The sequence below is a fragment of the Sphingomonas glacialis genome (genome assembly GCF_014653575.1).
GTDB classification, from domain to species: Bacteria; Pseudomonadota; Alphaproteobacteria; order Sphingomonadales; family Sphingomonadaceae; genus Sphingomonas; species Sphingomonas glacialis.
On the sequence record NZ_BNAQ01000002.1, the window covers coordinates 544,673 to 566,880 of the forward strand.

23 protein-coding genes, 1 tRNA gene and 2 pseudogenes are annotated in these 22,208 nt (G+C 67.2%); 15 read left to right on the plus strand and 11 right to left on the minus strand.

Translation table 11 applies throughout. The features are described 5' to 3' along the window. Positions 1-25: 25 nt before the first annotated feature. From ubiB to coaBC, 3 genes and pseudogenes are all read left to right on the plus strand, one after another. Positions 26-1,561, plus strand: coding sequence for a 2-polyprenylphenol 6-hydroxylase (gene ubiB / locus IE187_RS09205; protein ID WP_189675980.1), 1,536 nt, complete (start codon positions 26-28; stop codon positions 1,559-1,561). 37 nt (positions 1,562-1,598) lie between these two features. Beyond that, positions 1,599-2,717: a glycosyltransferase family protein gene (locus IE187_RS09210; protein ID WP_189675981.1), complete on the plus strand. Its 1,119-nt coding sequence runs from the start codon at positions 1,599-1,601 to the stop codon at positions 2,715-2,717. Next, a pseudogene (gene coaBC / locus IE187_RS09215) lies at positions 2,714-3,885 on the plus strand (bifunctional phosphopantothenoylcysteine decarboxylase/phosphopantothenate--cysteine ligase CoaBC). The gene IE187_RS09210 and the pseudogene coaBC overlap by 4 nt, the downstream one beginning before the upstream one ends. Positions 3,886-4,027: 142 nt before the next feature. On the opposite strand, the gene IE187_RS09220 reads toward coaBC, so the two are convergent. Further along, positions 4,028-4,252, minus strand: a complete 225-nt coding sequence (locus IE187_RS09220; RefSeq protein WP_133191834.1) for a DUF3072 domain-containing protein — start codon at positions 4,250-4,252, stop codon at positions 4,028-4,030. Between the two features lie 108 nt (positions 4,253-4,360). Between IE187_RS09220 and dut the strand changes: the two genes are divergently transcribed. The 6 genes from dut (at position 4,361) to IE187_RS09250 (ending at position 9,314) form a co-directional block, all read left to right on the plus strand. Further along, on the plus strand, positions 4,361-4,819 hold the full coding sequence (gene dut / locus IE187_RS09225; protein ID WP_133191833.1) for a dUTP diphosphatase: 459 nt from the start codon (positions 4,361-4,363) through the stop codon (positions 4,817-4,819). Continuing rightward, entirely contained in the window at positions 4,816-5,199 is a 384-nt protein-coding gene (locus IE187_RS09230; RefSeq protein ID WP_189675982.1) for a hypothetical protein, read from the plus strand. The genes dut and IE187_RS09230 overlap by 4 nt, the downstream gene beginning before the upstream one ends. Next, positions 5,196-5,945: a HesA/MoeB/ThiF family protein gene (locus IE187_RS09235; RefSeq protein ID WP_189675983.1), complete on the plus strand. Its 750-nt coding sequence runs from the start codon at positions 5,196-5,198 to the stop codon at positions 5,943-5,945. Before IE187_RS09230 ends, IE187_RS09235 begins: the two co-directional genes overlap by 4 nt. A 34-nt stretch (positions 5,946-5,979) precedes the next feature. After that, the gene (wecB, locus tag IE187_RS09240; RefSeq protein ID WP_189675984.1) at positions 5,980-7,119 is read left to right on the plus strand and encodes a non-hydrolyzing UDP-N-acetylglucosamine 2-epimerase; all 1,140 of its coding nucleotides are present in this window, start codon (positions 5,980-5,982) and stop codon (positions 7,117-7,119) included. Between the two features lie 76 nt (positions 7,120-7,195). Continuing rightward, positions 7,196-8,497 carry a UDP-N-acetyl-D-mannosamine dehydrogenase gene (gene wecC / locus IE187_RS09245; protein ID WP_189675985.1) on the plus strand — a complete coding sequence of 434 codons (1,302 nt, stop codon included), beginning with the start codon at positions 7,196-7,198 and terminating at the stop codon, positions 8,495-8,497. Positions 8,498-8,558: 61 nt separating this feature from the next. Next, on the plus strand, positions 8,559-9,314 hold the full coding sequence (locus tag IE187_RS09250) for a metallophosphoesterase family protein (RefSeq protein WP_189675986.1): 756 nt from the start codon (positions 8,559-8,561) through the stop codon (positions 9,312-9,314). Here IE187_RS09250 and galU read toward each other — a convergent pair. The 4 genes from galU to rpsU all read right to left on the minus strand — a co-directional run bounded on the left by galU (position 9,311) and on the right by rpsU (position 11,700). Beyond that, a complete protein-coding gene (gene galU / locus IE187_RS09255) occupies positions 9,311-10,180 on the minus strand; it encodes a UTP--glucose-1-phosphate uridylyltransferase GalU (RefSeq protein WP_189675987.1) in 870 nt (289 codons plus the stop codon). The two genes, IE187_RS09250 and galU, sit on opposite strands and share 4 nt — an antisense overlap. A gap of 90 nt (positions 10,181-10,270) precedes the next feature. After that, positions 10,271-10,819: an FKBP-type peptidyl-prolyl cis-trans isomerase gene (locus IE187_RS09260; protein ID WP_189675988.1), complete on the minus strand. Its 549-nt coding sequence runs from the start codon at positions 10,817-10,819 to the stop codon at positions 10,271-10,273. A gap of 1 nt (position 10,820) precedes the next feature. Continuing rightward, entirely contained in the window at positions 10,821-11,414 is a 594-nt protein-coding gene (locus tag IE187_RS09265) for an FKBP-type peptidyl-prolyl cis-trans isomerase (protein ID WP_189675989.1), read from the minus strand. Between the two features lie 79 nt (positions 11,415-11,493). Continuing rightward, on the minus strand, positions 11,494-11,700 hold the full coding sequence (gene rpsU, locus IE187_RS09270) for a 30S ribosomal protein S21 (protein ID WP_010162663.1): 207 nt from the start codon (positions 11,698-11,700) through the stop codon (positions 11,494-11,496). Positions 11,701-11,853: 153 nt separating this feature from the next. Between rpsU and cysS the strand changes: the two genes are divergently transcribed. Further along, positions 11,854-13,281, plus strand: coding sequence for a cysteine--tRNA ligase (gene cysS, locus IE187_RS09275; RefSeq protein WP_189675990.1), 1,428 nt, complete (start codon positions 11,854-11,856; stop codon positions 13,279-13,281). Positions 13,282-13,484: 203 nt separating this feature from the next. Then, positions 13,485-14,420, plus strand: a complete 936-nt coding sequence (locus tag IE187_RS09280) for a D-2-hydroxyacid dehydrogenase (RefSeq protein WP_189675991.1) — start codon at positions 13,485-13,487, stop codon at positions 14,418-14,420. Between the two features lie 42 nt (positions 14,421-14,462). Here IE187_RS09280 and IE187_RS09285 read toward each other — a convergent pair whose 3' ends face one another. Together IE187_RS09285 and IE187_RS09290 are read right to left on the minus strand one after the other, a co-directional pair. Continuing rightward, entirely contained in the window at positions 14,463-14,768 is a 306-nt protein-coding gene (locus IE187_RS09285; RefSeq protein ID WP_189675992.1) for a hypothetical protein, read from the minus strand. Between the two features lie 238 nt (positions 14,769-15,006). After that, entirely contained in the window at positions 15,007-16,284 is a 1,278-nt protein-coding gene (locus tag IE187_RS09290) for a hypothetical protein (RefSeq protein ID WP_189675993.1), read from the minus strand. 160 nt (positions 16,285-16,444) lie between these two features. On the opposite strand from IE187_RS09290, the gene IE187_RS09295 reads away from it, so the two are divergent. Next, entirely contained in the window at positions 16,445-18,031 is a 1,587-nt protein-coding gene (locus tag IE187_RS09295; protein WP_189675994.1) for a class II 3-deoxy-7-phosphoheptulonate synthase, read from the plus strand. Between the two features lie 21 nt (positions 18,032-18,052). Here IE187_RS09295 and IE187_RS09300 read toward each other — a convergent pair whose 3' ends face one another. After that, positions 18,053-18,199: a lmo0937 family membrane protein gene (locus IE187_RS09300; RefSeq protein ID WP_010407531.1), complete on the minus strand. Its 147-nt coding sequence runs from the start codon at positions 18,197-18,199 to the stop codon at positions 18,053-18,055. 159 nt (positions 18,200-18,358) lie between these two features. On the opposite strand from IE187_RS09300, the gene IE187_RS09305 reads away from it, so the two are divergent. From IE187_RS09305 to IE187_RS09315, 3 genes and pseudogenes are all read left to right on the plus strand, one after another. Continuing rightward, positions 18,359-18,433, plus strand: a tRNA-Glu gene (locus tag IE187_RS09305). A gap of 129 nt (positions 18,434-18,562) precedes the next feature. Further along, positions 18,563-18,811, plus strand: a pseudogene (locus tag IE187_RS21310) (MFS transporter); the annotation flags it as partial. Further along, entirely contained in the window at positions 18,811-20,031 is a 1,221-nt protein-coding gene (locus IE187_RS09315; protein ID WP_189675996.1) for an alginate export family protein, read from the plus strand. The pseudogene IE187_RS21310 and the gene IE187_RS09315, both read left to right, overlap by 1 nt. Before the next feature lie 241 nt (positions 20,032-20,272). Here the strand turns inward: IE187_RS09315 and IE187_RS09320 are convergent, their stop codons facing one another. From IE187_RS09320 to IE187_RS09330, 3 genes are read right to left on the minus strand one after another with little or no spacing between them, the layout of a single operon-like run. After that, positions 20,273-21,418, minus strand: a complete 1,146-nt coding sequence (locus IE187_RS09320; RefSeq protein ID WP_189675997.1) for a glutathionylspermidine synthase family protein — start codon at positions 21,416-21,418, stop codon at positions 20,273-20,275. Continuing rightward, the gene (locus IE187_RS09325; protein WP_189675998.1) at positions 21,415-21,825 is read right to left on the minus strand and encodes a hypothetical protein; all 411 of its coding nucleotides are present in this window, start codon (positions 21,823-21,825) and stop codon (positions 21,415-21,417) included. Before IE187_RS09325 ends, IE187_RS09320 begins: the two co-directional genes overlap by 4 nt. 43 nt (positions 21,826-21,868) lie before the next feature. Continuing rightward, positions 21,869-22,072, minus strand: coding sequence for a hypothetical protein (locus IE187_RS09330; protein ID WP_189675999.1), 204 nt, complete (start codon positions 22,070-22,072; stop codon positions 21,869-21,871). Positions 22,073-22,208: the final 136 nt, after the last annotated feature.

Sequence of the window (22,208 nt, forward strand, 5' to 3'; positions counted from 1 at the left end):
CCCCTGAAGGGGAGGGGCTTACGATATGACCGCCCCCGCAACCCACGTATGGCGCTTGCTCAAATGGGGCCGCATCCTCGCGCGCCACGGCGCGCTGAGCGGCATCGAGCGCGATCAGAACACCCCGCTGCCGATCCGTCGCCTCGCGCGGATCGCGCGCATCGGCGCGCGTGTTCCCGCCGTGCCGCGCTATGCCGATGCGCTCCAGGCGATCGGCCCCGCCGCGATCAAGCTCGGCCAGACGCTCGCGACGCGTCCCGATATCGTCGGCGAGGCGGCGTCGAACGATCTGATGCGGCTCCAGGACGCGCTCCCGCCCGTCCCCTACGAGACGATCCACGCCGCGATGACGCGCGCCTTCGGGCGCGATCCGGCCGAGCTGTTCGCCTCGATCGACCCGGTGCCCGTCGGCGCAGCGTCGATCGCGCAAGTCCACCGCGGCGTCACCACCGATGGCCGCACCGTCGCGATCAAGGTGCTGCGCCCCGGCGTCGAAGTCGATTTCGCGCGCGCGATCGAGACCTATCAATGGGCCGCGGCGCAAGTCGAAGGCTATGGCGGCGAACTCGCCCGCCTGCGCCCACGCCTCGTCATCGAAACCTTCAAGCGCTGGACCGCGCGCGAGCTCGACTTGCGGCGCGAGGCCGCCTCGGCATCCGAACTCGCCGACGCGATGACCGCCGAGCCCGATTTCCTGGTGCCCAAGATCGACTGGCAGCGCACCACCGGCAAGGTGCTGACGCTCGAATGGATCAACGGGATCAAGCTGTCGAACCGCCCCGCGCTGGTCGCGGCGGGCTACGACTTGCCGCTGCTCGCCAACACACTCGTCCACGCCTTCCTGCGCCAGGCGATCGCCGAGGGGTTCTTCCATGCCGACATGCACCAGGGCAACCTGTTCGCGCTGCCCGGCAACAAGATCGCGGCGATCGACTTCGGCATCATGGGGCGGATCGACCGGCGCGCGCGCGTCTGGCTCGCCGAGATCCTCTACGGGCTGATCACCGGCAATTATAAGCGCGTCGCCGAAATCCATTTCGAGGCGGGCTATGTCCCGCCGCACCACAGTGTCGCCGAGTTTGCGACGGCGCTGCGTGCGGTCGGCGAGCCGATGCGCGGCATGTCGGTCAAGGACATGTCGATCGGGATGATGCTCGACGGGCTGTTCAACATCACGCGCGACTTCGATATGCAGACCCAGCCGCATCTGCTGCTGCTGCAGAAGACGATGGTGATGGTCGAAGGCGTCGCGACGAGCCTCGATCCCGAGATCAATCTGTGGAACGCAGCGTCACCGTTCGTGCGCGAATGGATCCGCACCGAGCTTGGCCCCGAGGCTGCGGTCGCCGACCGGTTGGTCGAGGATTTCCGTACGCTCGCGCGACTTCCCGACCTGATCCGCAATATCGAACGGCGCTTCCCCAATCCGCCCGGCGCGCCGCCCGAGCCCCCCTTGCGCGAAATCGAGGTCGTGCGGATCGGCGGCGGCTGGCGCTATGCGCTCGTCGCGGTGCTGAGCGCGGGTGCCAGTCTGGGTCTGGGGTGGATGCTGTGGGGGTGAGGCGGCGCCTCCGCTCGCCGCGGCGCGACGCGCTGGCGTGAGTCCACGGCCGCCCTTCTGGCTGGCCGAGCCATCGCGCTATGCCGCGCTGTCGCAACCGCGCGCGCGGATCGCCGCGGCTTTGCTCGCCTTGCTGCTGCTTGCGACGCTGCTCGCGCTCGCCAGCCCCGGGCCGCCGCCGGTGAGCCACACGCCCGCGTCGCGCGCCGACGACCAGCGCGACGTCATGCTGTACGAGACGATCGTCCAGGGCATCCGCGCCGGGGGCGATTATTACAGCGTGACCGCACAGGCGCTGCGCACCGGCGACTATCCGATGCGCCCGTTCGTGACCTTCCGCTTGCCGACGCTCGCGGTCGTCCAGGCCGCGCTGCCGCGCCTTGCGACGATCGCGTTGCTCTACGCGCTCGTCGCTGGCGTCGGCTACGCCTGGTACCTGCGGCTTGGCGGGGTGTTCAATCGCCCCGCGCCGCGCCTTATCGCGCTTGCGCTGCTCGCCAGCGGGCTGATGGCGTTCGTGCAAAGCGATCTCATCGCCTTCCATGAGATCTGGGGCGGGCTGCTGATAGCGCTGTCGCTCGCCGTGCGGCGCGAGGACAAATGGATCGAGGCGGTCGCGATCGGGCTGATCGCGATGCTGATCCGCGAGAACGCCGCGCTCTATGTCGGGGTGATGGTGCTGTTCGCGCTCGCCGAGGGGCGGCGGCGCGAGGCGATCGGCTGGGCAGCGACGCTCGGCGTGCTCGCGATCGTCGTCGCGCTCCACGCGCACGCCGTGGCGATGGTGGTGCGCGAGACCGATCCCGCCTCGCCCGGCTGGGCCGGACTGCTCGGCTTCGGCTTTTTCGTGAAGACGATGCAGATCTCGACCGCGCTCGATCTTGCGCCGCTGTGGATCGCCGCCCCGCTCGTCGGGTTGGCGCTGTTCGGCTGGTCGGCGTGGCGCAGTCCGCTTGCGCTGCGCGCGCTCGGCGTGTTCACTGCCTATGCGCTGCTGCTGGCGCTGTTCGGGCGGACCGACACCTTCTATTGGGGACTGATGATCGCCCCCACGCTCCTGATCGGCCTGGCCTTCGCGCCCGACGGCCTGCGCGACCTGATCGCCGCTGCGCGCGAGCCGCGACGGAAAATCATCGTGACGCGGGTGACGCGGTGAAGATCCTGCTGATCGTCGGCGGCGGGATCGCCGCGTACAAGGCGTGCGAGCTGATCCGGCTGTGCCGCAAGGCCGGGATCGGCGTGAAATGCGTGCTGACCGCGGGCGGCGCGCATTTCGTCACGCCGATGACGCTCGCGGCCTTGTCCGAGAACCAAGTCTATACCTCGCTGTGGGATCTCAAGGACGAGGCCGAGATGGGGCATATCCAGCTCAGCCGCGAGGCCGATCTGGTGGTCGTGGCGCCTGCGACCGCCGATTTGATGGCGAAGATGGCGGGGGGAATCGCCGACGATCTTGCGACCACGCTGCTGCTCGCGACCGACAAGGCGGTGCTCGCGGCGCCCGCGATGAACGTGCGGATGTGGCAGCACGCCGCGACGCGCCGCAACGTCGCCACGCTGCGCGGCGACGGGATCACCGTGCTCGAGCCCGACGAAGGGGCGATGGCGTGCGGCGAATTCGGCCCGGGGCGGTTGCCCGAACCTGCGGCGATCTTCGCCGCGATCCAGGCACTCGCCCGGTGAGCGCGCTTGCCGGACTGCATATCCTCGTCACCGCCGGCCCGACGCACGAGCCGATCGATCCGGTGCGCTATCTCGCCAATCGCTCGTCGGGGAAACAGGGCTTCGCGATCGCCGCGGCGCTTGCCGCGCGGGGCGCGCGCGTCACGCTGATCGCGGGGCCGGTGACGCTCGCGACGCCTACCGGGGTGACGCGAGTCGATGTCGAGACCGCGCTCGAAATGGAGGCGGCGGTGGCAGCCGCGCTCCCCGCCGATGCGGCTGTGCTCGTCGCGGCGGTCGCCGACTGGCGCGTCGACAGCGCGGGGCAGAAGATCAAGAAGGGCGCGAGCGGTCCGCCGGTGCTGCATCTCGTCGAGAATCCCGACATTCTTGCGGGGCTCGCGCGCAGCCCGCAGCGTCCGCGGTTGCTGGTCGGGTTTGCGGCGGAGACCGAACATGTGATCGACCACGCCACCGCCAAGCGCGTGCGCAAGCAGGTTGACTGGATCGTTGCGAACGATGTGTCGGGGGATGTGATGGGGGGTGCTGCGAACAGCGTGCATATCGTCACAGAGGACGGGGTCGAGAGCTGGGCGCGGATGGCCAAGGAAGCGGTCGCGGAACGGCTTGCGGAGCGGATCGTCCAAGCCTTGGCCGACTAACGAACCGCCTCCCCCCTCCCCGTCACCCCGGCCTTGTGCCGGGGCCCACCGTGCCGCGAATAGTGGCCGTCATGGCGCGCGGCACGGTGGACCCCGGCACGGGGCCGGGGTGACGGTTTGGGCGCACGGGGAGGGCAAACCCTTACAGGTCGAGCTTGCCCTTCAATTCGTCGATCCGCTTCGACGCATCGGCCTTGCTCAGGTCGGGGCTTGGCGGCTCGACATGCGCTTCTTCGCTGAGCGTCGTCAGATACGATTCCTGCGCGCCGGTCATTGGGTCACCGCCCGAAACCCACTGGTCGGGGTTCTTCTCGGTGTTCGATCCCGGATGCTCGTCGAGCTTCGGATTGTGCGGGGTGTCGGCCATGGGATACTCGCATGTTTCTGGTATGTTCTGAACCACCGAGACGCCGCGCGGTTCCGTTGCACGCGGCAGGCTTCGACACCGACTGCCAGACTTGCTAAGGCCGTCCGCATGCATACGCCTGCCACGCCGCCGATCACGATTGCGCTAAAGCGCTTGCCGCACGGCGAAGACTTGCCCCTGCCCGCGTATGCGACCGATGGCGCCGCCGGGCTCGACGTCGTCGCCGCCGAGGCGTTGACGCTCGCGCCAGGCGCGCGTGCCGCGGTCGCGACGGGGTTTGCGATCGCGATCCCGCATGGCTTCGAGGTGCAGGTTCGCCCGCGCTCGGGACTCGCGCTGAAACATGGCATCACGTGCCTCAACACCCCCGGCACGATCGACAGCGATTATCGCGGCGAAGTGAAGGTGATCCTCGCCAATCTCGGCCAGGCGCCGTTCGAGATCGCGCGCGGCGACCGGATTGCCCAACTCGTTCCGGCCCCGGTTCAACGCGCGATCCTCGACGAAGTCGCCACGCTCGACGATACCGAGCGCGGAACCGGGGGCTTTGGATCGACCGGACGATGATACTTTTCATGCTGCTGCTGCAGGCTGCGGAGCTTCCCGCGGTCCCCGCTGACTGGGCGACGCTCGCGCCGCTGCCCTATGTCGCGGCGCCACGCCTCACGCCGCAATTGACGAGCTTCGTCGCGAGCGAGATCACCGCCAATCGCTGCCCGATGGCCAAGCCCGCCGACGGGCATTACGTCGTCAAGGTCGACGTCGCGACGCTGGTCGGCGCGGATGGCATCGTCCGCCGCACCGTGCCGCACGCGATCAACTGCCCGACGGTCGAGCAATATGCCGCGGGTCTCGTGACGGGGTTCGCGCGCGGCAACCTCGCGCTGCGCGCCGGGACCACCGATCATTGGTACCGCGCGACCATCGTGTTCGACTGGCGCGAATGACGCTCTCCGACGCCGAGCTCGAGCGCTATGCGCGCCATATCGTGCTGCGCGAGGTCGGCGGGGCGGGACAGCTTGCACTCAAGGCAGCGAGCGTCGCGCTGATCGGCGCGGGCGGGATCGGCAGCCCGGCGATCCAGTATCTCGCCGCAGCGGGTGTCGGACGGCTCGTGCTGATCGACGACGATACCGTCGATCTGTCGAACTTCCAGCGCCAGACGCTGTTCGGCGAAGGCGACATCGGCGCATCGAAAGTCGCCGCCGCGGCCGACGCGGCACGCGCGATCAACGCGCATGTCGTGATCGACGCACGCCCCGCGCGGCTGACGCCCGCCAATGCCGCCGATTTGCTCGGCGGGGTCTCGGTCGTGCTCGACGGCAGCGATTCGTTCGCGACGCGGCTCGCGGTATCCGATGCCGCGCACGCGCTGCGCATTCCCCTCGTGTCGGCCTCGGTCGGGCAGTTCGAGGGCCAGCTCGGCGTGTACCGCGGCTGGGAGCAGGACAAGCCGTGCTATCGCTGCTTCGTCGGCGACGCGCGCGACCGCGCGGGCGACAGTTGCTCCGAGCAGGGCGTGCTCGGCGCGATGGCGGGCGTCATGGGCAGCCTCGCCGCGCTCGAGGCGCTCCGCGCGATCGTCGGTTTCGGCGAGGATACGGCGGGCAAGTTGCTGCTGGTCGACGCGCTCGCCTTCCGCTTTCGCACGATCGCCTTGCCCAAGGATCCCGGCTGCCCGGGCTGCGGTTAGCAGCACCTTAAGGGTGGCACGCTAGGACAGTCTCATGAAACGCGCGCGCATCCTCGTCATCTTCGGCACCCGCCCCGAAGCGATCAAGCTCTTCCCGGTTGTCGCCGCGCTCAAGGCGGTGCCCGGGCTCGACGTGCGCACCTGCGTCACCGCGCAGCATCGCGGGCTGCTCGACCAAGTGCTCGCGATCGCCGGGCTCACCCCCGACGTCGATCTCGATTTGATGGAGCCGGGCCAGTCGCTCGACCGCCTCACCGCGCGGCTGCTGACCGGCCTCGGTGACGTGATGGACGCGGAAAAGCCCGACCGCGTGATCGTCCAGGGCGATACCGCGACCGCGATGGTCGGTGCGCTCGCGGCCTATTACCGCAAGGTCCCAGCCAGCCATGTCGAGGCGGGCTTGCGCTCGGGCGACATCTACCAGCCCTGGCCCGAGGAAGTGAACCGCCGCATCGTCGCGCCGATCGCCGACCAGCATTTCGCGCCGACGCAGACCGCCGCCGATGCGCTGTTGCGCGAGAATATCGATCCGGCGATGATCCATGTCACCGGCAACACCGTGATCGACGCGCTTCACGCGACGCGCGCGAAGCTTGCCGCCGACCCGTCGCTCGCCGCCGGGCTCGACGACATCGCGACACGCTTTGCGGGCAAGAAGATCGTGCTCGTCACGACGCATCGACGCGAGAATTTCGGCGGCGGGATGGACAATATCGCGCACGCGCTCGGGCAGATCGCGGAGCGCGATGACGTTGCGATCGTCTTCCCGATGCATCCCAACCCCAATGTCGTCGAGGCGATGAACCGCGTGCTGGGCGACCGCCCCAACATCGCGCGGATCGATCCGCTCGATTACCCGCACTTCATCCGCGCGCTCGGCCTGTGCCATATCGCGCTGACCGATTCGGGCGGGGTGCAGGAGGAAGCCCCCGCGCTTGCCAAGCCCGTGCTGGTGATGCGCGAGACGACCGAACGCCCCGAAGGCGTCGCCGCGGGCACCGCCAAGCTGATCGGCACCGACCCGGAGCGGATCGTCGCCGAGGTCACCACGCTGCTCGACGACCCCGCCGCCTATGCCGCAATGGCACGCGCGCACAATCCGTTCGGCGACGGCCATGCGAGCGAACGGATTGCCAGCATCGTCGCCAAGGGCTTTGGTGTGGCATTGCCGTGAGCGCACGCCGCGTTTCCGAAATATCAACGCTCCGCGCGCATGAGCCGGAGCGTGAGCAAGTAAAGGCGCAGGATCGATGATGTCGCACGCTGACCTGAAGGTCGTTGTCGTTGGTCTGGGCTATATCGGCTTGCCGACCGCTGCGGTGATTGCGCGGACCGGCGCGAGCGTGCTCGGCATCGATGTGTCGGCGCATGTCGTCGAGACGGTCAATTCGGGCAAGGTGCATATCGAGGAGGTCGATCTCGACGGCCTCGTCTCGGGCGTCGTCGCGCGCGGTACGCTGCGCGCATCGACGCGGATCGAAGCCGCCGACGTGTTCGTCATCGCGGTGCCGACGCCGTTCGCCGCCGATCATGCGCCCGATATCGGCTATGTGCTCGACGCCGCGAAGTCGATCGCGAGCGTGTTGAAGGCCGGCGACGTGGTGGTGCTCGAATCGACTTCGCCGGTCGGCACGACCGAGAAGGTGCGCGATCTGCTCGCCGAGCTGCGCCCCGATCTCAAGGTGCCCGGCAAGAGCAACGGCGACAGCCCCGACGTCGCGATCGCCTATTGCCCCGAGCGCGTCCTGCCCGGTCGAATCCTCGTCGAGCTGATCGACAATGACCGCGTGATCGGCGGCATCACCCCGCGCTGTGCGCGCAAGGCGCTCCAATTCTACCGGCGCTTCGTGCGCGGCGCGTGCGTCACGACGACGAGCCGCGCGGCGGAGATGACCAAGCTGACCGAAAACGCCTTCCGCGACGTCAATATCGCCTTCGCCAACGAACTGAGCCGCGTCGCCGACACGATGGATGTCGATGTATGGGAGGTGATCCGCCTCGCCAACCGCCATCCGCGCGTCAATATCCTGTCGCCCGGCCCCGGCGTCGGCGGGCATTGCATCGCGGTCGATCCGTGGTTCCTGGTCCATGCCGACCCCGCCAACACGCCCTTGATCCGCACCGCGCGCGAAGTGAACGACGCCAAGATCGACTATGTCGTCGAGCGCGCCGAAGCCATGGTCGCGGCCAATCCCGCTATGCGCGTCGCGTGCCTCGGCCTCGCGTTCAAGGCCAATATCGACGATTTCCGCGAGAGCCCCGCGTTGAAGGTGGCGCTCGCGCTGGCGGCGCGCTTCGGCGACCGGCTGTGTGTCGTCGAACCCTATACCGACACGCTCCCGCCGAGCTTCGATGGCAGCGGCACGACGCTGATCGACATCGACAGCGCGATCGAGACGTGCGGGATCATGATCGTGCTGGTCGACCACGACGTCTTCAAATCGGTCCCACTCGACGAGCGCGCCGACAAGCACGTCTATGACACGCGCGGCATCTGGCCCGATCAACCGCGCAGCGTTCCGCGCGGCGAAGCGTTACGACTGGCGAGCTGACGCGCGTGGCCGCCGACCCGCGCGGTTGCTGCGAGTCGGGTCGCGATGAAAGGTCCCACGAGTGCTGACGACTGACCCCCGCCCGCCCAGCGGACCACCCGAATCGCGCGCGTATGCGATCGGCGACGTCCATGGCCGACTCGACTTGCTCGACGCACTGCTCGAACAGATCGCGGCGGATCGCCAGGCCCGGCCTTGTGCGCGCGAATTCCTCGTCCTGCTCGGCGACGTGATCGATCGTGGTCCCGATTCGCAAGGGGTCGTCGCGCGGCTGCGCGGGCTCGATGACCCGACGCTCCACGCTGTCGTCCTGATGGGCAATCACGAAGAAATGCTGGTGCGCGCGCTTGGCGCGCAGCCGCAGCGGCTGCGCGACTGGCTCAAATTCGGCGGCGCCGAATGCGTCGAGAGTTACGGCGTCGATGCAGGCGACGTCGCCGAGCTCGATCCCGCCGCCGCCGCCGCGGTGATCCGCGCTGCGATCCCACGCGGCGACCTCGCCTTTATCGACGGTTTTGCCGACAGCTTCCGCTTCGGCGACTATCTCTTCGTCCATGCCGGCATCCGCCCCGGCATCGCGCTCGAGCATCAGCGGACCGGCGACCTGCGCTGGATTCGCGAGGATTTCCTCGACAGCGAGGCCGCGCATCCGCTGTTCGTGGTCCACGGGCATACGATCAGCGAGCGCCCCGACGAGCGACCCAACCGGATCGGGATCGATACCGGCGCCTATGCCAGTGGCGTGCTGACGGCGCTGTGCATCGAGGGCACTGGGCGACGGTATCTAGCGACGGCCCCCCTGATCCGCTCGGTTTAGCGCAGCAGATCCACCGCGAACGCGCGCACCGTTTCGCCGATATCCTCGCGCCCGATCGCGACCGACAGATTGGCGGTGACGTACCCGGCCTTGTCGCCGCAATCATAGCGCTTGCCGTCGAAGGTCAGCCCGTGGAACGGCTGGTCGCCGATCATCCGCGCCATCGCGTCGGTCAGCTGGATCTCGCCGCCCGCGCCCTTCTCCTGATTTTCGAGCACGCGCATCACCTCGGGCTGGAGGATGTAGCGGCCGATCACCGACAGATTCGACGGCGCGGTGCCCTTGGCCGGCTTCTCGACCAGACCTTTGACCTCGGTCAGCGGCCCGTTGCGGACGCCCGGCGTGATCACGCCGTACATGTGCGTCTGGTTCTCGGGGACTTCCTGCGCGCAGATCAGATTGCCACCGACCTGCATGTACGCATCGACCATCTGCTTGAGGCAGCCTGGCTTGCCGAGCATGAAATCGTCGGCGAGCAGCACCGCGAACGGCTCGTCGCCGACGATGTCGCGCGCGCACCACACCGCATGGCCAAGCCCCATCGGCTCTTGCTGGCGGACATAAGCAACCGCGCCCGGGGCCAGACGCGTCTGATCGAGCACTTGAAGCGACTTGCCGCGCGCCGCCATCGTCGCCTCGAGCTCATAGGCGATGTCGAAATGGTCCTCGATCGCCGATTTACCCCGTCCGGTAACGAAGATCATCTGCTCGATTCCTGCTTCGAGCGCTTCGTCCACGGCATATTGGATCAGCGGACGATCAACGATCGGCAGCATTTCCTTGGGCATCGCCTTGGTCGCAGGCAGGAAGCGCGTCCCCAAACCACCAACGGGAAAAACGGCTTTACGCAATGGCTTGATTGGCATCGACGTCCTTCGATTTCAAGATATTTGGACACACTTTATACGCCGCGTACATCGCGAAAGAAAGTAACGACGCCTTCCACGCGAGTGCGCTCATTGTGTGGCGGGCGCCGCCTGTTGCTGCATCTGCTGGAATTGCGCGCCGGAGACGAAATCGAGCAGTTCGATATCGAACGCCAGTACCGATCCAGCCGGGATCGGCCCGGTCGCCCGATCGCCATAGCCGAGGCTCGGCTTGATCCAGACGCGGTATTTCGCACCCTTCGGCATCAGCTTCAACGCTTCGCTAAAGCCCGGGACGACGCCGGAAACGGGCATCGGCGTCGGGCGCGCGCTCTGGTCGAAGGTCGTGCCGTCGATCAGCTTGCCGACATAATTGACCAGCGTGACGTCCGCATCGGTTGGCTTGGCGGGGCCGACGCCGGGGGTCAGCACGCGATATTGCAGGCCCGACGGCGTCGTCACGACGCCGCGCTGCTTGCCGTTGCTGGCGAGGAAGGCTTCAGCAGGACTTAGCGGCACGGCCACCGCAGCGGGCTTCGCCTTGACCGCACGGTGCACCACCTTGTGGGTCGCCGCGTGCAGTGGCGCCGCTGGGAGAAGAATCGCGCCGATCACGCCGGCAATCGCGAGGTTGCGCATCTCAGCGGCCGGTCGGCGGTCCGCCCGCGCCCGCGCCCGGCGGCATGCCACCGGCCCCACCCTGCTGCTGCATCATCTGTTGCTGCTGCTGGATCTGGCGATAGGTGCTCATCGGGATGAATTCGAGCATCTCGACATCGAAGGCGAGCGTCGAATTGGCCGGGATGCCGGGAGGCGATTTGTCGCCATAGGCCAAGGTCGGCTTGAGCCAGATGCGATACTTCGCACCCTTGCGCATCAGCTTGAGCGCTTCGCTGAAGCCCGGCACGACGCCCGCGACGGGCATCGGCGTCGGCTGCTGCGACTTGTCGAATACCGTGCCGTCGAGCAGGCGGCCTTCATAGTTGACCAAAGCGACATCGTCGTCGGTCGGCGACGCGCCGGTCCCCGGGGTCAGCACCTGATACTGCAGACCCGACGGCGTGGTCAGGACGCCCGCCGCACGCGCATTGCGCGCCAGGAAGCTGGTCGACGGATCGACCGGCGTCTGGAACGCCAGCGCGATCGCGGCGATCACCAGCACGGCAATGCCGATCCACAGGTACACCAAAATACCCCGCTTCACGGGCTTTAGCGGGACAGCGGTGATCGACATGGTGGCTCCCGGGCGGGGGTCGTGAGGTCTTTACGGACTTGAGGCAGGCAAAGCGGGCGCGACGGCCCGCTTTATCGTCTTACCGTGCGCCGTCGCGTTCCATGCGCTTGCGCTCGAGCTTGCGCGCGCGACGAACCGCAGCGGCACGCTCGCGGGCGCGCTTCTCGCTCGGCTTTTCGTAATGCCGGCGCAGCTTCATCTCGCGATAGACGCCCTCGCGCTGCAGCTTCTTCTTGAGCGCGCGCAGCGCCTGGTCGACATTGTTGTCGCGTACGATGATTTGCATAAAACCGAACAGCTCCGAATCGATAGAAAAGCGCCGCCGCAAACCCACGGCCCGCGTCGCAAGGCAGGCGCCCTACACGGGAGGTGCCCAACTTTCAAGCGATCCGTCACCTTTTACGTGACTTTGGGCTCGCCCGGTCTGTAAGCGAGCGGGATGACCGCAACCCCGCTCACGCTCTACAACAGCCTCACGCGCAGCCTGACGCCGTTCGTCCCGATCGATCCGGCGCTGGTGCGGGTCTACACCTGCGGGCCGACGGTCTACAATTATCAGCATATCGGCAACATGCGCGCCTTCCTGTTCGCCGACACGCTCGGGCGCGTGTTGCGCTGGAAGGGGTATCCGACCAAGCATGTCATCAACATCACCGACGTCGGCCATCTGACCTCGGACGCCGATGCCGGCGACGACAAGATGGAGAAGGCCGCTGCGGCCGAGGCCAAGTCGATCTGGGAGATCGCGGCGCACTATACGCAGGCGTTCAAGGCCGACGTCGCGCGGCTCAACATCGATCCGCCCGCCGAGTGGACCGTCGCGACCGAGCACATCCCGCAGATGATCGCCTTCGCGCAAGCGATCGAAAAGGACTGCTACCTGATCGAAGGCGGACTCTATTTCGATACGACGCGCGTGCCGAACTATGGCAGCCTGGCGCGTGCGGTTTCGGACGAGGGCGAAAGCCGGATCGATCCCGTCTCGGGCAAGCGCCATCCACAGGACTTCGCGATCTGGCGGCGCTCGCCGCCGGGCGAGCAGCGCCAGATGGAATGGGAGTCGCCGTGGGGGTCGGGCGCACCGGGCTGGCATCTCGAATGCTCGGTGATGAGCCGCCAGCATCTCGGCCATCCCTTCGACATCCACACCGGGGGAATCGACCACCGCGAGATCCACCATCCCAACGAGATCGCGCAGAACCAGTCCTTCTGCGGCTGCGACGACAGCGGCGCACGGATCTGGATGCACAACAATTTCCTGGTGGACCGCGGCGCGAAGATGTCGAAGTCGACCGGCGACTTCCTCCGCCTGCAGACGCTGGTCGACGCCGGCGTCCATCCGCTCGCCTATCGCCTGATGTGCCTCCAGGCGCAGTATCGCAGCGAATTGGAATTCACTTGGGAGAACCTCGCCGCCGCCTTCACGCGGCTCAAGCGGCTGGTGATCGCGCGCGACGCCTTGCGCGCGCGCGATGATTACGTGCTCAAGGGCGATCCCGAGCCGTATCTCGCGCAGCTCGACGCCGCGGTGAGCGACGACCTCAACACCCCGCGCGCCCTGATCGCGCTCGACGAGATGCTCGCCGACAAGCGGCTGTCGCCCGCGACGCGGCTTCGCGCGCTCGAGGATTTCGATGCGGTGCTTGGGCTCGAGCTCGTCACGCTCAAGCGTGCGGCGCTGCGGCTCCGCCCGGTCGATGCGACGCTCGACGACGCCGCGATCGATGCGCAGCTCGCCGCGCGCAAGGATGCGCGTGCGGCAAAGGATTTCGCGGCATCGGATGCGATTCGCGACGCGCTCGCCGCAGCGGGCGTCGAAGTGATGGACGGCGATCCGCTCTGCTGGGACTGGAAGCTGGCGCTCTGAACCCGTCGCCCCGGCGCAGGCCGGGGCCGCTTCGTAACCGCGCGCGTCGGTTCGACCAACGGGGCGGCCCCGGCCTGCGCCGGGGTGACGGCGAAACGGTCCGCAAGCGGATCGCACCGCTTCCCTTCTCGCCCGTGCGCGCTACGCTCTTGCGCTATCGAGGGCGACGGTGCCTGCTCACCGCGCCTATTTGGAGCCTCGCCATGAAAGTCGTCCTCCCCGCCCTCGCCCGCGCACTGCTTGAGCCCAAGCTCCCCGCTGGGCTCGACATCAGCTGGGTCATGACGCGCGAAGAGGCGACCGCGGCGATGGCCGATGCCGATATCGGCTGGGTCGACCTCTATCCGCACGGGCTGACCGAGGAAGCCGTCGCCGCGGGCACCGCGCTCAAATGGCTGTTCACCGCGATCGCCGGACTCGATTCGCTCGATCTGCCGGCATTGGCGCGGCGCGGGACGATCGTCACCAACGGCACCGGGATCAACGCGATCGCGGTCGCCGAATACACCGTGCTCGGCATCCTCGCCGCGGCGAAGCGCTTCGACCAGGTGGTGCGGATCGCCGACCGCCACGAATGGCCCGATTCGGCGCCCGGCCGGATCGAATTGTTCGAAAGCCGCGCGCTGATCGTCGGCTATGGCGCGATCGGCACGCTCGTCGCCGAGCGGCTGCGCGCGTTCGGCGTCGCGGTGACTGGCGTCACCCGTTCGGGGCGCGACGGCACGCTGACCCCCGATGCGTGGAAAGCCCGGCTCGGCGAGTATGACTGGGTGATCCTCGCCGCCCCCTCGACCGACACGACCAAGGCGATGATCGGCGCCGAAGAGCTCGCCGCGATGAAGCCCAGCGCCTGGTTGATCAACATCGCGCGCGGCGACATGATCGACCAGGACGCGCTGATCGTCGCGCTCACCGCAAAGACGATCGCCGGCGCCTATCTCGACACCGTCACGCCCGAGCCGTTGCCCGCTGACCATCCGCTGTGGTCGGCGCCCAACACGATTCATTCGATGCATCTGTCGGGCCGCAGCCAGACCAAGATGTTCCAGCGGGCGGCTGCGCTCTTCCTGCGCAACCTCGATGCGTTCCTGGCGGGTAGGCCGATGGAAAATGTGGTCGATCTCGACGCCGGCTATTGAGGCGACAACGGCGCCCGATCCATTCGGGCGCCGTCCTGCCGATCAATAGCCGTCGTTGCGCCAATCGCGACCGCGGCCCCAGCCGCCATGCTCGAAGCGCTCGCGCTGCCAGTGGCGGCGGCGGGCCTGCTCCTGCCAGCGACGATGCTCGATCCAGCGCTGGCGGGCATAGCCCCCGTCGCGATAGCCGCGATCGTCATACCGGCGGTCGCCGCGGTCGTGATAGCCGTCCTGATACTGCGACTGGCTGTTCCAGCCATCGTAGCGCTGTGCCGAGGCCGCGCCGGGGATGATCGCCAGCAGGGCCGTCAGGCCGAGCGACGCCGGAAGGATCAATTTACGAAACATGCGCGAACTCCTCGTCGGCAAGAGGCCGATCGCCATCGTCTAGCAATCGCGCGATGCGCCGAGGCTGAACGCAGGATGCAGCCAAGGTTAACGTCGCCGATCGCCAGGACGACGAATGCGCCGCCATTGCTGACGGGGCATTCGAATACACGAAGCGACGCTTTAGGGTTCGCCAGAGTCTTCGGCACCGAGCGTCGGCACGTCGAGAATCTCGACGCGCAACCTCACACGGCGCGTCTCAACAGCCGCCAAGCCCGGTGACCGCACCGAGCAGGCTTGGCTTGCAGCGTTTCCGCGGGCGTTCGCTGCTCGAACGGTCGCCGTTCGAGCGCTCACTCCCCGATTCGTCGTCCATTTCGGGCATTCCGGGGAAGAAGGTCGCCGAGGTGCGGAAGCGCACGCGTGCGCTCCATTCCTGGTTCCACGGCCCGGTCGCGGGCCGTTCGGGATAGACGAAGGTCGATTCGGGACCGTAGCCGATCAGCGTCCCGAACATCATCTCGCCCGCCGCCTGCTTCACTTCGGCGGGCACGACGCAATTGGTCTGCGTCGGTGCGAGCAACGTACCATCTGAGACGAGCCGCTGCGCAATGGCCGGGCTGATCCAGTCCCACAACGCACCGCCGAACTCGCGGCTGGTCGAGGACGACCACCAGACGATGTCGCCGGTGTCGGTGTTGCCGCGCCGCCCGGCGTCCTTCGCCCCCATCATCCAGGCGTAATAGCCCGTCGCCATCGGCACCCCGTTCCACGACAGCTGGACCGCGCCGTCGGGGCCGCCCCCGGTGCGGACGTGGAGCCCCTGCAGATAGTCCTGCTGGAGGTTGAAATTGATCGACGGCGCAAAGGTTGATTGGATGCGGTGATCGCCGAGCAGCGACCCGCCCTGCGGCTGCCGGCCCGAGCGCGGGTTGGGCCATTCGGCATAGCTGCGGCTGTTGGCGAGCGTCGGCCCGCGATCGACCGGAACGCGCGCGCTGAACAAATCGGGCGGCATCTGCCCCGCCGCCAGCTTCGCGAAATCGATCACGACCGGCTGGCCCGGCCGCGCATGCGCGCCGCATCCCCAGAAGATCAGCAAGCGCCCCTTGGGTCGCTCGAACGATTCGGGCACATCCTCGCGCCCGCCGGTGCGCTGTGGCGCGAGCAGCGGGACCGACGCGCCCATCGCCGCTTGCGGGAGGAAATAATGGTCGCCCTGCGCCGCGCCCGTCGCGGCAAGCGTCGATCCGAGACGCAGGCGGAGTTCATGCTGGTCGCCGCCGCGACGCCCGCCCATTCCCGCCATCATCTCGCCGATGTTCGGTCGGCCGCCGCCACCGGCCATGCCACCCATGCCGCCCATCCCGCCGATGCCCGTCATCGTCCCGACATCCATCGCATAGCGCGCCTTGGGCCCGGTGACGGTCTGGCTCGATGCGGGTCTGGTGGTTTTCGGGGCGGGCTTGCGTTGCGCCAGGACAGAACTGGCCGTCAACACCGCAGCTGCGGACGCGATCACGATCAGACGGCGCATAACGACCCCCTTCGAAACGGTCTCGAAACAATAGTCCCAAAACGGTCGTAAATCCAGCGCAGGTTTTCCTTCGGCCCACGTGCGGCCTGCCCAAAACGATTTACCCTATCAGGGAAAATCGCCCTTGCCTCTTTTACCCTGGCTGGGTAATGCGCTGTCCATGACGACGATGGCCGGCCTCAAGATCAAACGCTTCCGCGAAGAACGCAGCCTTACCCGCGCCGCGTTCGGGGCGTGGTACGGCGCGCCGGGCTCGACCGTCCAGGGCTGGGAAGAGGATGGCAAGCGCGCCAGCGGCCCGGTCGTCAATCAGATCGCCGCCAACGCCATCGCCAGCCACGCCGATTGGTACGTACAGATTCGCACGGAGAATGACATGAGCAGCTGGGCCCCCGATAGCTGGACGCGCGCCGACGCGCGGCAGATGCCGACCTATCCCGACGCTGCCGCGCTCGACGCCGCGACCGACCAGCTCGCCTCCTTCCCGCCGCTCGTCTTCGCAGGCGAGGCGCGCAACCTTACCGCCGATCTCGGCCGTGTCGCCGAGGGCAAGGCGTTCCTGCTGCAAGGCGGCGACTGCGCCGAATCGTTCGCCGAGCATAGCGCGAACAATATCCGCGACACCTTCCGCGTGATCCTGCAGATGGCGGTGGTGCTCACCTTCGCCTCGAAGCTGCCGACGGTGAAGCTCGGGCGCATGGCGGGCCAGTTCGCCAAGCCGCGCTCGGCCGATACCGAGACGATCGGCGACGTGACGCTGCCATCCTATCGCGGCGACATCGTCAACGACATCGCCTTCACCCCCGAGAGCCGGCAGAACGACCCGCAGCGGATGATCCGCGCGTATTCGCAATCGGCCGCGACGCTCAACCTGCTTCGCGCGTTCGCAACGGGCGGGTACGCCAATTTGCACCAGGTCCATCGCTGGACGCACGATTATATGGGCCGCAGCCCGTGGGCCGAGAAATACAGCCATGTCGCCGACCGGATCGGCGAGGCGCTCGACTTCATGGAAGCGTGCGGGATCAGCCCCGAGACGGTGCCACAACTCGCGCAGACGCAATTCTATACGAGCCACGAGGCGCTGCTGTTGCGCTACGAACAGGCGCTGACGCGGCAGGATTCGCTGACGGGCGACTGGTACGACACGTCGGCGCATTTCCTGTGGATCGGCGACCGCACGCGCTTCGAAGGCTCGGCGCATGTCGAGTATCTGCGCGGCATCGGCAATCCGATCGGGATGAAGTGCGGCCCGAGCCTCGAGCCCGACGCGCTGCTGCGCCTGCTCGACACGCTCAACCCCAACCGCGTCCCCGGCCGCATGACGCTGATCACGCGCTACGGTCATGACAAGATTGAGGCCAACCTGCCCAAGCTGGTGCGCGCGGTGCTGCGCGAGGGGCATCCGGTGGTGTGGAGCTGCGACCCGATGCACGGCAACACCGTCAAGGCCGCGACGGGTTACAAGACGCGGCCGTTCGACCGGATCCTGGCGGAGGTGCGCGGCTTCTTCGCGGTACACCGCGCCGAAGGCTCGATCGCGGGCGGCATCCATGCCGAGATGACGGGGCAGAATGTGACGGAGTGCACCGGCGGTGCGGTCGACGTCACCGAGCAGTCCTTGGCGGACCGCTATCATACGCATTGCGACCCACGGCTGAATGCCGGTCAGTCGCTCGAGCTCGCGTTCCTGCTAGCCGAAATGCTCAACGAGGAAATGGCCGAACGGCGGCGCGCGGCGGCCTGAGCCGCCCCGCGCCGCGCGGGGTCAAAGCGCGCTGCGGCCCTGCAGGAGGCGGACGACGACGACGATCAGCGCGATGACGAGCAGCAGATGGATCAAGCCACCGCCGATATGCACGGCAAACCCGAGTGCCCAGAGAACGAGCAGAACGACGACGATAGTCCAAAGCATCGGAGAACCCCTTTATTTGCAGCCGGAAATTCAAACCGCATCTGAAACGAAAACGTCCGTCCGCGCGGCAAGTTCCGCTTCATCTGTGAATTGCCCCGGCTCGACCGCACCGTCTTGACGGCGCGTGCGCCGATGCGTATTGCGCCGTTTCGCGCAAGCGGCCCCTTCGTCTAGCGGTTAGGACGACGCCCTCTCACGGCGTAAGCACGAGTTCGATTCTCGTAGGGGTCACCAGCGCCGTATAGCGTGCCATCCACGCCACACCCTCTTCGCCCTTTTCAGCGTGTTACGGCACCGCGCTACGCTTTCGGCAGGTTGCCTGTCGTCGAAACCGTATAGCTTGGCGCCGCATCGGCATGGGGGATTGCGAGGCTCGAACCGCAGCGCTTCCGCAGCGAGATCGGCGTGATGACCGGCTTTGGCGGCTTCGGCGGCGGGATCGGCGGCTTCTCCCTCGCTTCCTCGCTCGGCTTTGCCAAGCGATGAAGCGGCAGCGCCTCGTCTGGCTTCCTGATCTTTGCCGCGCTAGCGGTCCCGGCCTTGGTCGGCATCCTTGCCATCAAGACCCACTGGCGCGGCACGTGGACGGCCGCCAACGGAGCACGAATTTGATGCGCGCGATCTCGGTATCCCTTCTTTCGCTGGGAGGGCTGGTGGCGACCCCAGCTCTTGCAGACCCCCTCGTCTTCACGCCCCTGATCGACGCGCAGCTGCGCTACGAACATGTCGAACAAGCACCGCTGACCAAGGATGCCAATGCCGTCACGCTCCGGCTGCGCAGCGGCTTCGAGGCGAAGCTCAGCGACTTCAGTTTCCTCGCCGAATCCGAAGCCAATCTGGCGATCGACCCGAGCTACAATAGCGGGCTCAACGGCAAGACCGCCTTTCCCCAGGTCAGCGACCCGCAGACGATCGAACTCAACCGGCTCCAGCTGCAATATCGCGGGCTGCAGCACACGGTCGTCACCGTCGGGCGGCAAGTGATCAATCTCGACGACCAGCGCTTCGTCGGCGCGGCGGCGTGGCGCCAGAACGAGCAGACCTACGATGCGGTTCGCGTCGAATGGTCGGGCATCAAGAACCTCAAGGCCGATCTGACCTATGCCAACACCGTCAACACGATCTACGGGATCGACGGCGGCAACCGCTTCGGGCCGACGCGGCTGGGGCATATCGGCGGCGACAACGTCTTCGCCAATCTCGGCTACAAGACCCGCTTCGGCACGCTGACCGGCTTTGCCTATCTGGTCGACCAGGACCAGGCGCCGGTGTTCGTCGAATCGAGCCAGACCTATGGCGGACGCTTTGCCGGCGCCTATCCGCTGAGCAAGACGGTGACGCTCACCTACCTGGCGAGTTTCGCCTCGCAGAGCGACTATCACCGCAATCCCAACCGCTATCACGCCGACTATTATGCCGGCGAACTCGGCGTCGCGGTCACCGCGCTGACGCTGACGGGGGGCTATGAAGTGCTCGGCGCGGACCAGGGCGTGGCGGTCACCAGCTTCCAGACGCCGCTCGCCGCGCTCCACAAGTTCAACGGCTGGGCCGACAAGTTCCTCGTCACGCCGCCCAACGGCCTGCGCGATGCCTATGGGTCGGTCAGCTATGGCTGGAAGAAAGTAGCCGGGCTCGACGCGATCGCGCTGAGCGCGGCCTATCACCGCTTCGACAGCGATCGGCTCGGCCAGCATTACGGCAACGAGGTCGATGCGCAGGTCAGCGTGAAGCAGGGCCGGTACACCGCGCTCGTCAAATATGCCGATTACCGCGCCGACCGCTTCGCGACCGACACCAAGAAATTCTGGCTTTCGCTCAACTGGGTATATTGAGACGACGACCGCGCATTTGATCGTGATCGGTAACCGAACGGCGGGCCGCCGCGGGCTATCGCATCACGATCTTCGGTGCGGAGCACGATGGAAACGACAACCTCACGCTCGGGCCGCGTCGAGCGCGATGACACGCTGATCCTCGCGACCGGCTCGGACCCGTTCGTCATCCCGGTGCCGGGGCATGATTTGCAAGGCGTCGGCTATGTAGGCGCGATGCTCGGCGGCGCCTGTCGGCCTGTCAGCCTTCGATCACGTGTGGCACGAAGCGCGCCGTGTTGCCCGTGATCAAGCCATCCTCGCGAATCCCGATTCCCGCCGGTGTGCCGTCGACAACCCAACTGCCGATGACCGGAAACACACCGGGCGCCGTCTCGGGCAAGGGGTATAGCGCCTGATAGACGTATCCTTCGTCGCCATAATCGCCGTCGGTTTGCGCGACGACGGTGCCGGCCCTGCGGATCGACACGTTCGCCCCTTCGCGCGCGAGCAGCGGCTTGGCGACGGCATCGCCGCTCGGCGCCGTCATCGTCGCCGCGAGCAGGTTCGGGTGATCGGGGAACAGGTCCCACAGCACCGTGAGAATCGCCTTGTTCGACCAGAGCATCTTCCAGATCGGCTCGATCCAGACCACCCCGTCGGCAAGGCTTTTGACCAGATGCGGCGCGAACGCTTCGTTCACCAGCCATTCCCACGGATACAGCTTGAACAGCGCTGCGATCGGCTGGTCGTCCAGATCGACGAAGCAGGCGCGGTCGCTGTCCCAGCCGAGGTCGTCGATCACGATCGCGCCGGTCTCGATCCCGGCCGCCTCGGCGGTATCGCGCAGATACGACGTCGTGATCGTATCCTCGCCGGCGCTGTCGGCGACATGGGCGAACAGCACGCCCGGCGGGAGCAGCGGCGCGATGTCGGCCCATTTCGCGACGAGCATGTCGTGCAGGCTGGTGAACTGGTCGAGCTGCGGGAAGCACTCCTCCTTCCAGCTCCATTGCACGACGGCCGCCTCGAGCAGTGACGTCGGCGTGTCGCAGTTGAACTCGAACAGCTTGGGCGGGCTCTTGCCGTCATAGCCAAGGTCGAAACGGCCATAGTTGAGCGCCGGGGGTTCGGCATTCCACGCATCGCGGATCGGCTGGTGGAAGGCGCGCGGGATGCCGAAGCGGTCGAGCAGGGCCTGGTCGTCGACAATCGCCTGGCCGGCGAGCAGCAGCAAGCGGTAGAGCTCGGCGGTGCTCGCCTCGAGCTCGGCGATCTGCGCGCCGGTGAAGGCGTAATAGGCGCTTTCGAACCAATATGGATCGCCGGCCGCGGTGTGCCAGATCAGCCCGTCCGCCTCGACCCTTGCGCGCCAGTCGGGCCGCGCGGCGATGTCGCGCCGGATCATTCGCCCGCGCCGCCATGGCCGCCACCAAAGCCCCTGGCCGACGCGCCGAAGCCGCCGCGTGAAATCGCCGTCGCACGCGTCATCGCCGCTGCTGCGGGTGCACGGAAATAGGGCGTGTTCGCGCTGCGTTGAAACGACCCGCCCCCAACGCGATCACCGTAATACGGGATCACGCTGCTGCGCGCGAGATAGTACCACAGGAAGGCGTTTGCGGCCCCACCGCCCCCGCCGCCTGCGACACGCTGCTGCTGGCAGTTCGCGTCGGGGACACGCTGCCCGTTGCGGTCGGTACAGATCGCGGTGGCGCGTTGCGCGGTCTCGCCCCAATCGTCGTCGTTCTGCTGGCTGCACGCACCTGCAAGCAACGCCGCGGCAATCGCCGTCGTGATCCTCAAGTCGGTCTTCATCTCGATCCCCGTCCCAGTCGAACCCGGTGCGCGTGCGGACGCGTCAGCGTTGCGGCGCCCAGAACATCCGGTGGTGCCCGGGGCGATTGGTTGTTCCGCCGAACGCCCCGATGAAGATTCCGCCGCGGGCGCCTTCGGATACCGTTTTCGCCGGGGGCGATACCCGGTGGTGCGTGTGCCGGGCGCCGATCGCTGCAGGCATCCCTATCCCAAGTGCGGCAACCGCCACCAAAGCCAGCGTCTTCATGATCCCCTCCAAGCGACGGGTTCGTCGCCCCGGCGATAGGTGCGCGCATTCGCCGTTCGCGGTCAATCCGCAACACGCCCGCGCCGACACGCGCGCATCACGGCACGCGCGCCGCGCCACTTTACGGTGTCTTTAT

Excerpts from the sequence above, each read along its gene's own strand:
- ubiB (WP_189675980.1), top strand. The coding sequence starts at position 26 with ATGACCGCCCCCGCAACCCACGTATGGCGCTTGCTCAAATGGGGCCGC.
- IE187_RS09220 (WP_133191834.1), bottom strand. The coding sequence starts at position 4,252 with ATGGCCGACACCCCGCACAATCCGAAGCTCGACGAGCATCCGGGATCG.
- dut (WP_133191833.1), top strand. The coding sequence starts at position 4,361 with ATGCATACGCCTGCCACGCCGCCGATCACGATTGCGCTAAAGCGCTTG.
- IE187_RS09230 (WP_189675982.1), top strand. The coding sequence starts at position 4,816 with ATGATACTTTTCATGCTGCTGCTGCAGGCTGCGGAGCTTCCCGCGGTC.
- IE187_RS09235 (WP_189675983.1), top strand. The coding sequence starts at position 5,196 with ATGACGCTCTCCGACGCCGAGCTCGAGCGCTATGCGCGCCATATCGTG.
- wecB (WP_189675984.1), top strand. The coding sequence starts at position 5,980 with ATGAAACGCGCGCGCATCCTCGTCATCTTCGGCACCCGCCCCGAAGCG.
- wecC (WP_189675985.1), top strand. The coding sequence starts at position 7,196 with ATGATGTCGCACGCTGACCTGAAGGTCGTTGTCGTTGGTCTGGGCTAT.
- galU (WP_189675987.1), bottom strand. The coding sequence starts at position 10,180 with ATGCCAATCAAGCCATTGCGTAAAGCCGTTTTTCCCGTTGGTGGTTTG.
- IE187_RS09260 (WP_189675988.1), bottom strand. The coding sequence starts at position 10,819 with ATGCGCAACCTCGCGATTGCCGGCGTGATCGGCGCGATTCTTCTCCCA.
- IE187_RS09265 (WP_189675989.1), bottom strand. The coding sequence starts at position 11,414 with ATGTCGATCACCGCTGTCCCGCTAAAGCCCGTGAAGCGGGGTATTTTG.
- rpsU (WP_010162663.1), bottom strand. The coding sequence starts at position 11,700 with ATGCAAATCATCGTACGCGACAACAATGTCGACCAGGCGCTGCGCGCG.
- cysS (WP_189675990.1), top strand. The coding sequence starts at position 11,854 with ATGACCGCAACCCCGCTCACGCTCTACAACAGCCTCACGCGCAGCCTG.
- IE187_RS09280 (WP_189675991.1), top strand. The coding sequence starts at position 13,485 with ATGAAAGTCGTCCTCCCCGCCCTCGCCCGCGCACTGCTTGAGCCCAAG.
- IE187_RS09285 (WP_189675992.1), bottom strand. The coding sequence starts at position 14,768 with ATGTTTCGTAAATTGATCCTTCCGGCGTCGCTCGGCCTGACGGCCCTG.
- IE187_RS09290 (WP_189675993.1), bottom strand. The coding sequence starts at position 16,284 with ATGCGCCGTCTGATCGTGATCGCGTCCGCAGCTGCGGTGTTGACGGCC.
- IE187_RS09295 (WP_189675994.1), top strand. The coding sequence starts at position 16,445 with ATGACGACGATGGCCGGCCTCAAGATCAAACGCTTCCGCGAAGAACGC.
- IE187_RS09300 (WP_010407531.1), bottom strand. The coding sequence starts at position 18,199 with ATGCTTTGGACTATCGTCGTCGTTCTGCTCGTTCTCTGGGCACTCGGG.
- IE187_RS09315 (WP_189675996.1), top strand. The coding sequence starts at position 18,811 with ATGCGCGCGATCTCGGTATCCCTTCTTTCGCTGGGAGGGCTGGTGGCG.
- IE187_RS09320 (WP_189675997.1), bottom strand. The coding sequence starts at position 21,418 with ATGATCCGGCGCGACATCGCCGCGCGGCCCGACTGGCGCGCAAGGGTC.
- IE187_RS09325 (WP_189675998.1), bottom strand. The coding sequence starts at position 21,825 with ATGAAGACCGACTTGAGGATCACGACGGCGATTGCCGCGGCGTTGCTT.
- IE187_RS09330 (WP_189675999.1), bottom strand. The coding sequence starts at position 22,072 with ATGAAGACGCTGGCTTTGGTGGCGGTTGCCGCACTTGGGATAGGGATG.